Genomic DNA, 14,367 nt, shown 5'->3' with positions numbered 1-14,367 from the left:
TTTTGACTGTCCCGGACTATAATAAACTCTTCCCGCCGATCATAATACTGCTCCCGGCAATGGCATACCCTTTCCTGGGAGTTATTTTATACTCCCCGGAAGGGGCTTAATAGCTCCCAGGACATTATTTTCCTGTCCCGGGAGCTCAATTACCTTTCCTGGCATAAAAATTCCTGTCCCGGTCATCAGGACAGGAATTTTTACTTCTAAAACTGTTTCTTCTCTACAAGGAAATCTTTTCTAGGAGCAAGGACGATAATCTATACTCCTAGGATATCAAAAAAGTCAAACCAGGATTTCAACGACTTCATACAATTTTGGAATATGAACCCTCCAACGATATGTATCTTGTATTTTTACCCGTAATGTGTCGGCGGCAGTAGCTTCGCCATGAATTAAAAAGACTTTTTCTGGTATGTTTTTGATCTCACTCATCCAGTCTAACAATTCTTGTTGATCTGCATGGGCAGATAAGCTTTCAATCTGATGAATTTTTGCGTTAACGGGATAATATTTTCCGAATAACTTAATCTCATGAGCGCCTTCTTGCAATAATCTTCCTCGGGTTCCTTCGGCCTGAAACCCTACCAACACTACATCTGTTGAATTATTGTCTATAAGCTGTTTTAGATAGGTAAGCACTCTGCCTCCTGTAACCATACCACTACCTGCAATCACAATCTTAGGACGTGGATTATCAATTACCTCCCAGGTTTCTCTATATGAGGTAACGATGTTAATGTGATTGCAAATCGCATGATATTCATTCATGGGTACCTTATGCCATCCCGGAAAGTGTTCAAAAACGGATAATACATTATTGCCCATTGGACTGTCGACATAAATCGGAATATTGGGGATGCGGTTTTTTTGATATAATTTCCACAATAAATACATTAGCATTTGTAATCTCTCTACGGCAAAAGAAGGGATTATCAAAGTACCTTTTTGATAGAGAGTATGGTTGATGAGTTCAATCAATTTTTCTTCGACATTTTCATTGGGGTGTAGTTTGTTACCATACGTACTTTCAACAAAAAGGTAATCTGCCCATTTTGGCTTTTCGGGAGGATTAAGAAGTACATCATCATTGCGACCTAAATCTCCAGAAAACACAAAAATTTTACCATACAATTCTAATTCTATAAATGTAGACCCTATAATATGCCCATTATATCTGTACCTGTATTGGATGTCCTTAGATAGAGAAATCCAGGTATCCTTTTCTTGACTTTTAAAATACCGTATTGTCTTTTCGGCATCTTTTTCGGTATAAAACGGTAACGCAGGATTATGTTTTGAGTATCCTTCTTTATTGGCTCTTTCTGCTTCTTCTTCATGTATTTTTGCACTATCGCTTAGAATAATTTCGGTGATGGCCAAAGTTGGTGCTGTTCCTACAATATCTCCTATAAAACCTTGCTTGATCAACCTTGGTAAGTATCCCGTATGATCTAAATGTCCATGTGTGAGTAATACTACATCAATTGCAGATACATCTATAGGTAAATCCTTCCAGTTTAATTGTCGAAGTTCTTTAACACCCTGAAACATTCCGCAATCGATCAGTATATTTTTCTGGGGCGTTTCTATATAAAATTTTGACCCGGTAACGGTATGCGATGCCCCTAGAAAATGAATTTTAATCGTTGGCATAAGAATTTGATTTATGCGTTACACAACATTTCAATTTCATGTAGAATCTTTTGCTTTCGTTGCTCTGAAATTCCTAAATGATCCAGATAAAATACATCGTCTATTAACTGCATACATAACACAACATCTCGGCTTAACAAAAACTGTTTTTCACGATTGGTTAATAGTGTTGACACAGTAATCGGATATAATCCCAAACGATCTATTCTGTCTTTAAGCCCATCACCCCTTGGGTGGTCCCAACTTAGTAAATACAACCCTGCACATTCTCCGTATCGAATTGCATCTTTGGTAAAACGTGTATTGGTTACCACCCATCCTTCATCAGGAGTCATATCCCCATCGTTTTGTTCTCGATTAAGAGTAATTATATCTTGATATCTAGAATGAATGTACAGCGGAACTTTTACATTACAATTTCGCCCCTCTTCACTATGAAACTTACATTCTATCACCAGGTATTGACCATTTTTTCTAGCTACAACATCTACTTCATGAGAAACACATTTTCCTTTAATAATTTGTCCAACCTGTACAGCGTACCCAGAATATTGAAATATTGCCGCCACAAAGCGTTCGAATGGAAAACCAGTTGGTCCTAGCTCATAAATTGATTTTTTAAGTTTATACTTTGAAGCAAAAATCGATTTATTCTTTTTTAATAAAGCAAAAGCTCGATTGTAAATTTCTTTGGTAGAAATCCCCTGATACAATTCATCACGAACTATGTTTAAAATTTGTTCAATTAGGGTGTTCTCTGCACCGCTTCGTTTTAAAGAATTACGAAGTTTATGGAGTGAAAACTTAACCTTTTCTCCAGAAGATTTTATGACCTCAAAACTCTGGTTTTGCATGAGATTATATTTATAACGAAACAACTCCACCTGCTGGAGGCAGAGCTGTTTGCACATAACTTAACTTAGAACTATTAAAATATCATCAAACCACATATCTAAAGGATACCCTGCTTGTGCTTTTTAAAATATTCTCTTACCAAAGCTTTTGTTTGGTTTTCTGTCATACTATCTGCTTTAAAGACACCTGCTATTTTATTACTAATATCTCTATGCTTCTCATTTACTTCTTTATTAAACTTCTCTCCGGTTTCTGCTGGTCCAAAAATCGCAACTTTATCTGCGCTTTTTATATATGAAACAACCTCTGCAAAATAAACTCTAAACTGGTTTTTTTCACGTTCTAGATATTTACTATCCTGCACTACATCTTGTGGTCCTCCCTTAAACCGAGTCCCAGATCCACCATGAATACGAAAGTCTTCAATATTTGATAAAACCGTAATTATATCTTCCCCATCTTCTTTTACCGTAATAATATGGGCTTTTTCTTTGTCCATCCAAATTCCTATATTCTTATTCATCTTTTTTATTTTTAATTTCTCAAATCGTGTAATGCTAATACCGGCACCTTAGAATATCGCCCTAAACTCTTAACCATGGGTCTAGAAAATATACTACCAAAGAAACTATGCTTTCTATTAAAAAAAGTGATCATATCACTTTCTCTGCTTTCTACAAAACAGCGTACTGCAGATTGCGGATCAACATTGCTTAGTGTATGAAATGTATGTGGTAATCCACCAAAAATTTCACTAAGCAATTTTTTATTATTCTCTTGTTCTTTATCCAGAGGATCTCCATCTGATGCATATAAAACTCGAATTGCTGCATCACTCATTTTAGAAGCTTCAATGATATCCTGAAGCTCACGATGTTTAAAATTCATTCTATAATTGGTAGGAAACACAATCTCTTTAAGTTCATTATAACTAGCTTCTTCTGGTATAGCCATAACCGGACAGTTTCTGGATTTTTCCATAACCATAACGGTATTACTTCCAAAGATCACATCTCTCGCGTCTGTAGATCCTTTTGTTCCCATAATAATCATCTGAATATCTTCTTTGTCTACAAAATCTTTGATAGCGTCTAATAAGCTATTAAACCGAGACACCATAAAGAATTTATGATTAGGATTATCATCTCTAAAAGCTAATCGTTCAAGAATTTTGCCCAGGCCTTTTTCGGATTTTTCTTTGGCTTCTTCGTAAATCTTTTCTCCCGGTTCTGGCACCATCATACTTTCTAAAGCATAACCCGTTGCATTAAATGTATTAAGCACATAAAAATCACAGATTTCATTTTTATAAAGTTCTAAGGCATATTGAATAGCATTCCATGAATTTCTTGAGAAATCAGTGGGTAATAAAATCTTCTTTTTCATGAGTCAAATTTTAAAAGTTTATGTTTGATAAATGTACAAGTATGTTCGAGCCATAACAATGATAATTATCAGCTCGCCGTAGGGATTACCAAAAATGGTATCGTAGCCCTAAAGCCTACTTTTTTTACCACTGATGCATGGGTCATGCTTTCTATTAAACTATATCTATAGCGCAACATAGTTAGCATGTTAATGTTCATTTTGTCGATAAACGTATTGATTACTTCGGCTTTACCATTAGACTTTGATACCCAGTGCATACTATATTCAAAATCCTTAAAATGCTCTTTAATTTTCTTGAAATTATGTTCTTGTACTTCGTCCAGTTTTTCATCTTCATGGATATGCATAATTCTGATTTTTGATCCAAATAATGACGCTATTTCTAAAAGTGGCCCTAATTCTTCTTTACTATAAAAACGTCTGAAATCTGTTGCGAAAGCAATTTCGACAGGTTTTTCAAAATCGAACTCATTAGGAACAGAGAGCACCGAGCAATTTCTGATTTTCTGAATTACTTTTACGGTATTGCTTCCTATAAAGATTTCTTTGATTCCGCTTGCTCCTTTTGTTCCCATAACCACAAGGTCAATATTTTTATTCTTTATGGTCTTATTAATTGTATCTGGCAGATCTTTAGAAACCGAGACGGTCTCAAATGTATGATTAAAGTCCTCTGTTTCTCTTACAATAGCATGCAGAGTTTCGGTTAGTTTGTCTTGCGACTCATTTCTCATTCGCTGATACAGAAGATCTCCTTTACTTGTATCAACCCTACTGGTCAAAACCGGGGTGTTTACATCAAAAGTGTTTAAGATATAAAACTGGCAATCCTGATTTTGGAATAAACGGGTTGCATAGAAAAGTGCACTATACGCATTATTTGAAAAATCGGTGGGGACAAGTATTCGTTTCATCACTTTTGACTTTTATAAGTTAGTACAAATGGTTTTTATATTGAATGTTCCTTAGTAATAGCGGTCTTAAGAGTTTCTTCGAAATTAAATTCATCAGGGACAGCAAGTACTGGACAACATTTAATTTTTTGAATTACATTAGAGGTGGTGCTCCCTATAAAAAACCCTTTGGCTCCTGTAGCGCCTTTGGTACCCATCACAATAAGATCTATACCTTTATTCTTCACTGTTTTTTCTATAGTTTCCAGTAGTTTTTCAGTAGTTGATATAATCTCGAAAGAATGATCATAATCTTCGGTATCTCTAACTATAGTATGAAGCACCTCTGTTAACTTTTCTTTAGATTCATTGATTACTTGTTGATCTCCTTTACCACCTATAATTGCTGAATCTGGATCTAGAGTATTCAAAATATGAAATCGACATGGTTCATTCTTAAACAAACGAGTAGCATAGTAAAGAGCACTATAAGCATTGTCCGAAAAATCGGTAGGAACTAGTATATTTTTCATGATTTTGGTTTTATGAATTATATAAACAAAACTATTTCCAAAACATGACTAATACTATGACAATTCTCAGTTATCAGAAGGAATAACTAAAAAAGGAATAGAGGTATGAAATGTAAGTTTTTTGATAACTGCCTCTCTGGTTAATCGCTCAATAAAACTATGCTCATAATTAATCATTGCCAGAATATCTATATCCAGTTCTTCTATAAATGCCTGGATGGCTTTTTCTAAAGTAGAGAACTCCTGAATCACATGAAAGTCATACTTAACCGTTTTAAAACACTGTTCTAATGTAGTAGAGTTATGGTGCTGAATTTTATTTAACTGAGGTTTATCATACACATGCACCATTCTTACAGTTGCATTCTGACTCTTGGCTAGACTAACTATGGGTCTTATTTCGGATTTATAATACACTCTTTCGAAGTCTGTAGCAAAGGCAATTGCCGAAATTTCTTCAAAAAATGATTCATCTGGCACGACCAAAATCGGACAATCATCTATATGTCTTATAACTTTTTGTGTATTGCTTCCTAAAAAAATTTCTTTGGCTCCGGTGGCACCTTTCGTGCCTATAATAATCATATCAAAATGATCATTTTCTACAACTTCTTCCATTACTTTTATAAAAGTCCCTGATTTTGAAATAGTCTTGAAAACATGAGCAGAATCTGGTGCAGAATTACCAATATCGTCTAGTATCATTTTTAACCCTTCTTTTGACTCTTTTTTAAAGATATCATATAAATGTCCTACCTTTTGAGAACTCTGAGTGGTTAACAACTGCATCGGTTTTAACTCATGGGTATTCAAAATATGAAACTCACAAGGAATATCCTTGTACAACTCCATGGCATATAATATCGTATTCCATGCATTATCAGAAAAATCAGTGGGAATCAGAATTCGTTTCATTTGCTTTGTGTTTTTTAAGTCTAATGCATTTTCTTTTCTGAAGGAATGACTAGAAATGGGATGTTAGTATGATATGCTATTTGATTGATTACTGGCTTAAAAAGAAGGTTTTCAAAAAATGAATGTTTATTATGGATCATGATCAATAAGTTAATTTTATATTTTTTCTGAAAATCCTCTACAGCTTCTAGTACATCTACCCCTTCTGCTATATGAAACACATGAGCATTTCCTTTAAAGTATTCATCCAAAAAGTTCTTTACTTTTTCTTGTTCATCATTTAACGGAACTCCGTAGTAAGCATTTAAAATATTAAGCCGACATACATGCTTATCGCAGATCTCCTTCACAAAAGGTAAAAAAGGATTATTAGTACTAAGGTTATAATCTGTAGGAAATAATATATCCTTTGGCTCTTCATATTCGAACCCAGAAGGGACTGCAATAACAGGGCATTTCACCTTTTTAATTGTATACATTGTATGTGTTCCTATAAAAACTTCTTTAGCACCTGTAGCGCCTTTGGTTCCCATCACCAGCAGATCAATATTATACTTTTCTATTACTTCGTGTATCTCACCTATTAAAGTATTAAAAGCCGATATTCGCACAAAGTCATGTTTTGAGTTATTAAACTCTTTTTTGATCTTTTCTTCTGTGCGTTCTATATCCCTTTTTGAATTTATCATACCTACATCCTCCATTCCATACAACGTGGGGTTTTCGATAAGATATCCCGCATGATATGATACCGGAGTGAATGTATTAAGTAAATAAAAAGTCGTTTGATCATTCTTAAAAAATTGCACTGCATATCTAATTGCATTGTATGCATTATCTGAAAAATCGGTGGGTAACAATATGCGTTTCATAGCTACATAATTTTAGTATCGTTGTAAATTTTGCATGACTAAAAAAGGAATCTTAATATGTAATCCAATTTTGTCAATTGTAGATTGATATAATATATTTTCAAGATAAGAATGCCTGGAGTTTATCATGACCAGAAAATCTATTTCATGTTTCTTTATAAATTCATTTATAGCACTTGTAAGATCTTCTGCATCAACAGTATGAAACATTAACTCTGACTCTGATAAGGCTGCAGATAGAAAATTCTTATTATCCTCCTGTCTAATAGAAAGTGTATCATATTTTGAAATATATAACAAGTTAATCCTGGATCTAAAACTCTTAGTCACGGTGTATAATAATTTTAGCTCTCTTCGTTTAAAAGGCAATAGATAATCTGTAGGAAATAAAACATTTTTGGGTTGTTGAGTGTAAGAATAACCACTTGGGATAGCTAAAACCGGGCATTTTACATATTTAAGTACCTGCAGCGTGTTACTCCCAAAACTTAAGCTTCGATCATTCCTCTTACCTTTGGTACCCATAACCACAATATCTATGTTTTCCATATCAACCAAGTCATTGACCTCATCTACCAAAGTTCCAAATGCAGCTTGTATTTTATATGTATGCCTGGGGTTAGGTGATATCTGATGTATTTCTTCTAATATTGTAGTTAATTGATCATCAGAATTTTTATGTACTGTTTCTTTTAATTCATCAAAAACCTCACGAGAAACTAAGGTATTATGATCGTATACTTCATCTGCATACGCGTGTATGATAAAAAACTCACTTTGCTCATATTTAAAAAATTCAACAGCATAACGTATAGCATTCATTGCATTTTCTGAAAAATCTGTAGGGATTACTATTTTTCTCATCACTTAACCATTATTATGTGTACACTCAAAACTATAACATGACCACAGGAGAAACTATGATTTTTGTCAGCTAAACATTAGATTTTGGGTAATCATTAGGAGTATTTAATGCAAAAAATATTTACCTTGAAAATAAAAAAGATGAAGATTTCTGCTATATCAATGGTTTTTATAACCTCTGTAATATTACTACTAATTACTATCATGGCGGTAATGAATATCGAGTTCGGCATTGTGTTTTATCTTACTTGTTTCGGTCAAATCACGGTAGTCATAATGATATATAAAGTACTTAAAGACAAGTACACTACTGATAAAACATTTGAAGATTTCTATGAAGATCACCCTGTAAGAAAGGAAGATTTCTAAAAAATAAAAGACTCATCATCAGATTATTGAATAATGAGCCTTTTTTTAGAATTAAATAATCAGGATGTATTTAATTACCGCTATATTTTTGAAAATTGAGTCTCGTTTTTAGTATTTCTAATAGTTGAATTCATCACCAACTCGGGTATAACCAAAAATGGAACTTGTGTATGAAAAGCCACCCTTTTTACAATAGGTTCTTTTGTCAATTTTTCGATAAAACTATGTTTATACTGCAACATAGCTAATAGATATATATCCAATTCTTCGATAAAAAGTTTAAGCGATTTTGAAACAGAATTACTTTTTGTTAATGTATGTTGATAATACTTAACTCCATCAAAGTATTTTTGTAACATGTTTAAGTTAAACCTTTGTTCTTGTGTTAAAGGCCCGTCTTCCTGTTGTACATATGCTATTCGTATAGTTGCGTTAAATGATTTGGCTAAATCTATCAAAGGCAACAATTCATTCTTGCTATAAAATCGTTTAAAATCAGTAGCAAAAGCAATTTCAGAAGGAGTTACAAAATCCGAACCTTCAGGTATTGCCAGAACAGGACAATCCTTTGCCGATTTTATAACACGAACTGTATTACTTCCTAAAAAAACTTCTTGAGCTCCCGTAGCTCCTTTTGTGCCCATTATAATGAGGCTAATAGCTTCTTTTTCTACAATATTTTTAACCTCTGTGGCCAATAAATTAAATGAAGTAATACTACTGTATTGATGTTTTGGATTCGGAATTTCTTCTTGAATTCTAGACTCCAGCCGATTAAGTTCGCTTAAAGAATGAGCTCTTGAAGCATCTTCAAAACCTACATCTACCGGGATGCCTTCGACTGGCGAAAAAAATACCGGAGTATATACATTTAATAAAAAAAAGGTGCATTCAAAATCCTTAAAAAGCCTAGTGGCATATAGAATTGCATTCCATGCATTTTCAGAAAAGTCCGTTGGTATTAAAATTTTTTTCATCGCACCTATGGTATTGAAGTGATGTGCCAAACTAAATCGTCAGCCTTAAGATAACTATGATATTTATCATATTATATGATCTTACACTTTTTCATTTTTGTATCAAATGAATTAGCGTTATGACGAAATCGACTTGTTTCCACTGTGGAAACGATTGCGGTAAAACAATAATTAATTTTGATCAAAAAACATTCTGCTGTAATGGGTGTAAAACTGTATATGATATTTTTTCGTCTCACGATTTATCCTGCTATTATGATCTACAGTCTGCTCCTGGAGCCATTCCTGAAGAAATTAAGGGAAAGTACGATTATCTCGATACTACTGCTATTGCTGAAAAACTGATCGAATTTGACGATGGTAATACCCAAATCGTTACGTTATATATTCCTCATATACATTGTAGTTCGTGCATTTGGATCTTAGAAAATTTGCATAAGCTTCTACCAGCAATACGTATTTCTCAAGTTAATTTTCCTAAAAAGACAGTGCGTATTACTTTTAATACTGAAGAAACCTCCCTAAAGGAAATAGTTACATTGTTAAGCGCAATAGGGTATGAACCTTATATCAGTCTTGAAGATTATTCAACAGGAAAAAAAGAGATTAATCGAAGCCTCATCTATAAGCTTGGTATTGCGGGTTTTGCTTTTGGTAATGTGATGTTTTTATCCTTTCCAGAATATTTTGAAGTATCAGAATACTGGTTAGAGCAATACAAACATGTTTTTCGATGGTTGATGTTTGCCTTTTCACTACCCGTTGTATGTTATGCCGCTCAGGACTATTTTATTTCGGCATATAAGGGATTACGATCAAAAATATTGAATATTGATGTCCCAATCGCTTTAGGAATCTTGGTGCTTTTTTTAAGAAGTACTACAGAAATTATTTTTGACTGGGGAACTGGTTTTTTTGATAGTCTTACGGGATTGGTATTCTTTTTATTATTAGGAAAGTTTTTTCAGCAAAAAACCTATTCATTTTTGTCTTTCGAGAGAGATTATAAATCGTACTTTCCAATTGCAGTAACCAAAATTTCAGATCCAAAATATAAAAAAGAAGAAGCCATTCAGGTTTATGATATCAAAAAAGGTGATCGATTGCTCATTAGAAATGAAGAGTTAATTCCCGTGGATGCTATTCTTATAGAAGGCAACGCTCAAATTGATTATAGCTTTGTTACCGGCGAAAGTGAATCTGTTTTCAAAACATCTGGTGATAAACTTTTTGCCGGTGGACGACAACAGTACGGGGCAATTGAGATCGAAGCTCTAAAATCAGTAGAACAAAGTTACCTTACCCAATTATGGAGTAATGATGTATTTAACAAAGACAAGTCAACATCCTTTACAAACCTAACAGATACGATTAGTAAATATTTTACCATTGTCATTTTGTGCATTGCAATATTGGCGACCTCTTTTTGGTTATTAGTAGATGCCACAAAGGCTATTAATGTATTTACTGCTGTTCTCATTATAGCTTGCCCTTGTGCATTAGCATTAGCCAGACCCTTTGCCCTAGGCAATATCCTTAGAATTTTTGGAAAAAATAAATTCTATCTTAAAAATGCCGATGTAATTGAAAAATTGGCCCAAACCGATACTATAATTTTCGACAAAACAGGTACCATAACGACTAACAACAAAAGTAAGATCGAATATCAAGGCTTAGCACTTACTCATGAAGAAGAGTCTCTATTAAAAAATACACTTCGTTCTTCAAACCACCCTTTAAGTAGAGCTCTTTATGATGTACTAACCGAATACAATATCCAAACATTAGATGAGTATAAGGAGTATGTCGGAAAAGGGATTGAGGCCAAATCGGCAAAAAATGCCATCAAAATTGGGTCATCAAGTTTCGCAGGAAACGGAAAAACTTTAGGAGCATTAAATACAACTGTACATATTACTACCAATAATGAATATAAAGGCCAATACATTTTTTATAACCAATATCGAAACGGAGTAAAGAAAGTATTTGATAGCTTATCAAAGCTATATAGCCTGTCTATTCTATCTGGTGACAACGAAGGTGAAAAAGCCTATCTAGAAAAAATACTCCCCAAAAATACTTCTTTTCAGTTCAATCAAAAACCTGAGAATAAGTTAGAATACATTAAATCAATACAACAAAAAAATCAAAAAGTAGTCATGATCGGTGATGGGCTTAATGATGCGGGTGCCCTGGCTCAAAGTGATGTTGGTATTGCTATTTCAGAAAATGTAAATGTATTTTCTCCCGCATGTGATGCAATATTAGATGCCACAAAGTTTGATGCCATATCGGCATATCTTAAGGCATCAAAAAATGCTATAAAAATCATAAAATCAAGTTTTGCCTTATCCTTTTTATATAATCTTATAGGGTTATATTTCGCAGTTACCGGTCAATTATCGCCAATTATTGCAGCGATACTTATGCCTTTAAGTTCTATATCGATTGTTGCATACGTTACCATATTAACAAACTGGTCAAGTAGAAAGTTAATCCTTTGAACATGAGCTCCCCAAACGATCATAACCCAATACAGCATTTCCAAAGGTGGTTTCAAGAAGTCGATATTGCACATCCCGAGGATGAAGCTAATGCAATGCTTCTATCGACAATAGGGATAGATGGTTTTCCGAAAAGTAGAATTGTACTATTAAAACGTTTCACCTGGGAAGGATTTATTTTTTTTACCAATTATAATAGCGAAAAAGGTAGAGCAATAGCAGTAAACAATAATGCCTCTATCTCTTTTAATTGGGTAGCATCAAAACGAGAAATTCTTATTTCAGGAAAGGTAGAAAAAATTGCAAAAAACTTATCTGAAGGATACTTTAAGTCTCGCCCCGAAGGAAGTAAATTAAGCACTTGGATATCTAAACAAAGTGAAGTAATTTCTTCTAGAAAAATTCTTGAAGATCGTCTCAAGTATTACGAAACTAAATTCAAAAACAAAAACATTCCAAAACCAGAATATTGGGGTGGGTACATTATAAAACCCAATCTCATGGAATTTATAAAGCATGATCCTTTGGTGGGCTTGAGTCAAATTACAAAATATGTACTCCAACCAGATTATAGTTGGTCAAAACAAATCTACTTTCGGTAGCGTTAGCTCTCTGGGTAAGGAGAAAACAAATCCAATACCATTTGCACTATTTCAGTATTATAGAATAAATAGGCAAGAATGACCCCTAAGCATATGATGATCATTGCTACAAGTATCTTCTTTCTCAAATTAATTTTATTTGAGTTGGCTTTCATAGTTTAAAACTTTAAGAGGTTAAAACATCTGTAAAACTCTTAAAGAAATACTAAATAAAAACTGATAAATATCATATTATTCGTAATTTAATAAGGTAACATTTGTATTCACTAATTCATATTATAACTTCTATGAAAGTATTCAAATATTTACCTGTTCTATTTTTAATTCTTTTTACTACAGACTTATTTGCTCAATTAACTGTTGACGCCGATCTACGATCGAGATTTGAATATCGACATGGGTTTAACAACCTATTTCCTGATGATGCAGATCCTGCAGCATTTGTTACCCAGCGTTCACGACTCAATTTTGGGTACAAACAAGAAAGACTGAAGCTCTTTATTAGTGTTCAGGATGTGAGTACTTGGGGTGATACGCGCCAGATATTAATTAATGATGGCAATGATTCTTTTTCGTTGTTTCAAGCTTGGGGGCAAATATTTCTTGATCAAAACTGGTCCCTCAAAGCAGGGCGGCAAGTCATTTCATACGACGACCAACGTATTTTTGGTGGGCTCGACTGGGCTATGCAAGGCCGTTTTCATGACGCAGCATTGATTAAGTATGAAAAAGATACATTCAAGGCAGATATAGGAGCTGCTTTCAGTCAGGAAGGACAACCCAATGAAGGAACATCATTTAATATACAGGGATTCTTTACTTACAAAGCCATGCAGTATGGATATCTCAAAAAGAACTGGGAAAAAAGCTCAGCAAGCTTTTTATTTCTTAATACAGGGTTTCAAAAATTTACAGGGGTTAACAATGATGAACCCGATGGAGTTTTCTACAGACAAACTACCGGTTCTTATTTTACATTCCCGGTAAGCGACGTTAATTTTGCTGGTAGCGCCTATTATCAATTCGGAAAAGCAGATGCTGATACAGATCTAAGCGCATATCAGGTTTCATTGGAAGCTACATACAAGCCGGGAAAAATTCTATACGGTTTAGGAATTGAACTTCTAAGCGGTACAGATCAAGATGGTGATGACAAAAACAAATCTTTCTTCCCATTATATGGTACTAATCATAAATTTAATGGATATATGGATTACTTCTATGTAGGTAATCATGCAAATAATGTAGGTTTAAATGATGTATATGCAAAACTGGTTTTTACTACCGGAGAGAAATCTAATTTGCTTCTTAAAGGACATTACTTTATGGCCAATGCAGATCTAACTGCCGATGAAGATAAATATCTAGGAACAGAAGTAGATGTTGTATTTACTCAAAAAATAATAAAAAACGTAAAATTGAATCTAGGGTATTCGCACATGTTTGCTTCAGAAAGCATGAGCCTGGTTAAAGGAGGTAGACCTCACGACAATACCAACAACTGGGGGTGGGCTCGGTTGATTATTAACCCAAATCTTTTTACCACAGATTTCAAAAAAAATGAAGAAAAATCCATACCTTAAGTACATGGATTTGAAGCAATTATCTTTGAACAAGTACACTGTATTTGTTTTTCAAAGAAGGAAACAAAATACCTATTCAAAATTAGATCATAAGAAGCTTTAAACAGAGAAAATATGCCAATCAAAAGTTACCTAGCTCATCCACACAACGGCAAAAAAAATGAACTCATTCAGGCATTATCGGCAATAGATCAATGTGAGGTCGTGGCTGCTCAGAATAAAGAGGTTCTTGTTTTAGTTACCGAAACTGAAAATACGACTGAAGAGGATATCCTAAAAGAAAAACTTGAAACTATAGACAGTCTAAAACTACTGGCCCTTGTTTCTGGATTTAACACACCAAAAAACAACTAAC

At 33.9% G+C, this 14,367-nt stretch carries 15 protein-coding genes; 5 read left to right on the top strand and 10 right to left on the bottom strand.

The window, feature by feature from the left end:
• Positions 1–285 precede the first annotated feature (285 nt).
• The 9 genes from ABW637_RS05635 to ABW637_RS05595 form a co-directional block, all read right to left on the bottom strand.
• A complete protein-coding gene (locus ABW637_RS05635) occupies positions 286–1,656 on the bottom strand; it encodes an MBL fold metallo-hydrolase RNA specificity domain-containing protein (RefSeq protein WP_367583665.1) in 1,371 nt (456 codons plus the stop codon).
• 11 nt (positions 1,657–1,667) lie between these two features.
• A complete protein-coding gene (locus ABW637_RS05630; protein ID WP_367583664.1) occupies positions 1,668–2,510 on the bottom strand; it encodes an ATP cone domain-containing protein in 843 nt (280 codons plus the stop codon).
• 98 nt (positions 2,511–2,608) lie between these two features.
• The gene (locus tag ABW637_RS05625; RefSeq protein ID WP_367583663.1) at positions 2,609–3,034 is read right to left on the bottom strand and encodes a hypothetical protein; all 426 of its coding nucleotides are present in this window, start codon (positions 3,032–3,034) and stop codon (positions 2,609–2,611) included.
• A gap of 11 nt (positions 3,035–3,045) precedes the next feature.
• Entirely contained in the window at positions 3,046–3,897 is an 852-nt protein-coding gene (locus ABW637_RS05620; protein ID WP_367583662.1) for a universal stress protein, read from the bottom strand.
• 68 nt (positions 3,898–3,965) lie between these two features.
• Positions 3,966–4,814 (bottom strand): universal stress protein, encoded by an 849-nt coding sequence (locus ABW637_RS05615; RefSeq protein ID WP_367583661.1) that lies wholly within the window; start codon positions 4,812–4,814, stop codon positions 3,966–3,968.
• A gap of 35 nt (positions 4,815–4,849) precedes the next feature.
• Positions 4,850–5,326, bottom strand: coding sequence for a universal stress protein (locus tag ABW637_RS05610; protein WP_367583660.1), 477 nt, complete (start codon positions 5,324–5,326; stop codon positions 4,850–4,852).
• Positions 5,327–5,392: 66 nt separating this feature from the next.
• Complete coding sequence (locus tag ABW637_RS05605) at positions 5,393–6,241, bottom strand: universal stress protein (protein WP_367583659.1); 849 nt, start codon at positions 6,239–6,241, stop codon at positions 5,393–5,395.
• 20 nt (positions 6,242–6,261) lie between these two features.
• A complete protein-coding gene (locus ABW637_RS05600) occupies positions 6,262–7,113 on the bottom strand; it encodes a universal stress protein (protein ID WP_367583658.1) in 852 nt (283 codons plus the stop codon).
• Between the two features lie 12 nt (positions 7,114–7,125).
• On the bottom strand, positions 7,126–7,977 hold the full coding sequence (locus ABW637_RS05595) for a universal stress protein (protein ID WP_367583657.1): 852 nt from the start codon (positions 7,975–7,977) through the stop codon (positions 7,126–7,128).
• A gap of 126 nt (positions 7,978–8,103) precedes the next feature.
• On the opposite strand from ABW637_RS05595, the gene ABW637_RS05590 reads away from it, so the two are divergent.
• The gene (locus ABW637_RS05590) at positions 8,104–8,346 is read left to right on the top strand and encodes a hypothetical protein (RefSeq protein WP_367583656.1); all 243 of its coding nucleotides are present in this window, start codon (positions 8,104–8,106) and stop codon (positions 8,344–8,346) included.
• A gap of 80 nt (positions 8,347–8,426) precedes the next feature.
• Here the strand turns inward: ABW637_RS05590 and ABW637_RS05585 are convergent, their stop codons facing one another.
• A complete protein-coding gene (locus tag ABW637_RS05585; RefSeq protein WP_367583655.1) occupies positions 8,427–9,323 on the bottom strand; it encodes a universal stress protein in 897 nt (298 codons plus the stop codon).
• 119 nt (positions 9,324–9,442) lie between these two features.
• On the opposite strand from ABW637_RS05585, the gene ABW637_RS05580 reads away from it, so the two are divergent.
• The 4 genes from ABW637_RS05580 to ABW637_RS05565 all read left to right on the top strand — a co-directional run bounded on the left by ABW637_RS05580 (position 9,443) and on the right by ABW637_RS05565 (position 14,366).
• Positions 9,443–11,827 carry a heavy metal translocating P-type ATPase gene (locus ABW637_RS05580; protein ID WP_367583654.1) on the top strand — a complete coding sequence of 795 codons (2,385 nt, stop codon included), beginning with the start codon at positions 9,443–9,445 and terminating at the stop codon, positions 11,825–11,827.
• Between the two features lie 2 nt (positions 11,828–11,829).
• A complete protein-coding gene (gene pdxH / locus ABW637_RS05575) occupies positions 11,830–12,429 on the top strand; it encodes a pyridoxamine 5'-phosphate oxidase (RefSeq protein WP_367583653.1) in 600 nt (199 codons plus the stop codon).
• Positions 12,430–12,716: 287 nt separating this feature from the next.
• Positions 12,717–14,012: an alginate export family protein gene (locus ABW637_RS05570; protein WP_367583652.1), complete on the top strand. Its 1,296-nt coding sequence runs from the start codon at positions 12,717–12,719 to the stop codon at positions 14,010–14,012.
• Positions 14,013–14,126: 114 nt separating this feature from the next.
• Positions 14,127–14,366 (top strand): chaperone NapD, encoded by a 240-nt coding sequence (locus tag ABW637_RS05565; protein WP_367583651.1) that lies wholly within the window; start codon positions 14,127–14,129, stop codon positions 14,364–14,366.
• Position 14,367: the final 1 nt, after the last annotated feature.

The sequence above is a fragment of the Aquimarina penaris genome, assembly GCF_040786285.1.
GTDB lineage: Bacteria > Bacteroidota > Bacteroidia > Flavobacteriales > Flavobacteriaceae > Aquimarina.
Note: the sequence above shows the minus strand (reverse complement) of the source record. Positions and strands in the feature narration are given on the sequence as shown.

Coding starts and splice junctions, on each gene's coding strand:
- pdxH (WP_367583653.1), top strand. CDS start 11,830: ATGAGCTCCCCAAACGATCATAACCCAATACAGCATTTCCAAAGGTGG.
- ABW637_RS05605 (WP_367583659.1), bottom strand. CDS start 6,241: ATGAAACGAATTCTGATTCCCACTGATTTTTCTGATAATGCATGGAAT.
- ABW637_RS05610 (WP_367583660.1), bottom strand. CDS start 5,326: ATGAAAAATATACTAGTTCCTACCGATTTTTCGGACAATGCTTATAGT.
- ABW637_RS05620 (WP_367583662.1), bottom strand. CDS start 3,897: ATGAAAAAGAAGATTTTATTACCCACTGATTTCTCAAGAAATTCATGG.
- ABW637_RS05600 (WP_367583658.1), bottom strand. CDS start 7,113: ATGAAACGCATATTGTTACCCACCGATTTTTCAGATAATGCATACAAT.
- ABW637_RS05570 (WP_367583652.1), top strand. CDS start 12,717: ATGAAAGTATTCAAATATTTACCTGTTCTATTTTTAATTCTTTTTACT.
- ABW637_RS05630 (WP_367583664.1), bottom strand. CDS start 2,510: ATGCAAAACCAGAGTTTTGAGGTCATAAAATCTTCTGGAGAAAAGGTT.
- ABW637_RS05595 (WP_367583657.1), bottom strand. CDS start 7,977: ATGAGAAAAATAGTAATCCCTACAGATTTTTCAGAAAATGCAATGAAT.
- ABW637_RS05615 (WP_367583661.1), bottom strand. CDS start 4,814: ATGAAACGAATACTTGTCCCCACCGATTTTTCAAATAATGCGTATAGT.
- ABW637_RS05635 (WP_367583665.1), bottom strand. CDS start 1,656: ATGCCAACGATTAAAATTCATTTTCTAGGGGCATCGCATACCGTTACC.
- ABW637_RS05625 (WP_367583663.1), bottom strand. CDS start 3,034: ATGAATAAGAATATAGGAATTTGGATGGACAAAGAAAAAGCCCATATT.
- ABW637_RS05565 (WP_367583651.1), top strand. CDS start 14,127: ATGCCAATCAAAAGTTACCTAGCTCATCCACACAACGGCAAAAAAAAT.
- ABW637_RS05585 (WP_367583655.1), bottom strand. CDS start 9,323: ATGAAAAAAATTTTAATACCAACGGACTTTTCTGAAAATGCATGGAAT.
- ABW637_RS05580 (WP_367583654.1), top strand. CDS start 9,443: ATGACGAAATCGACTTGTTTCCACTGTGGAAACGATTGCGGTAAAACA.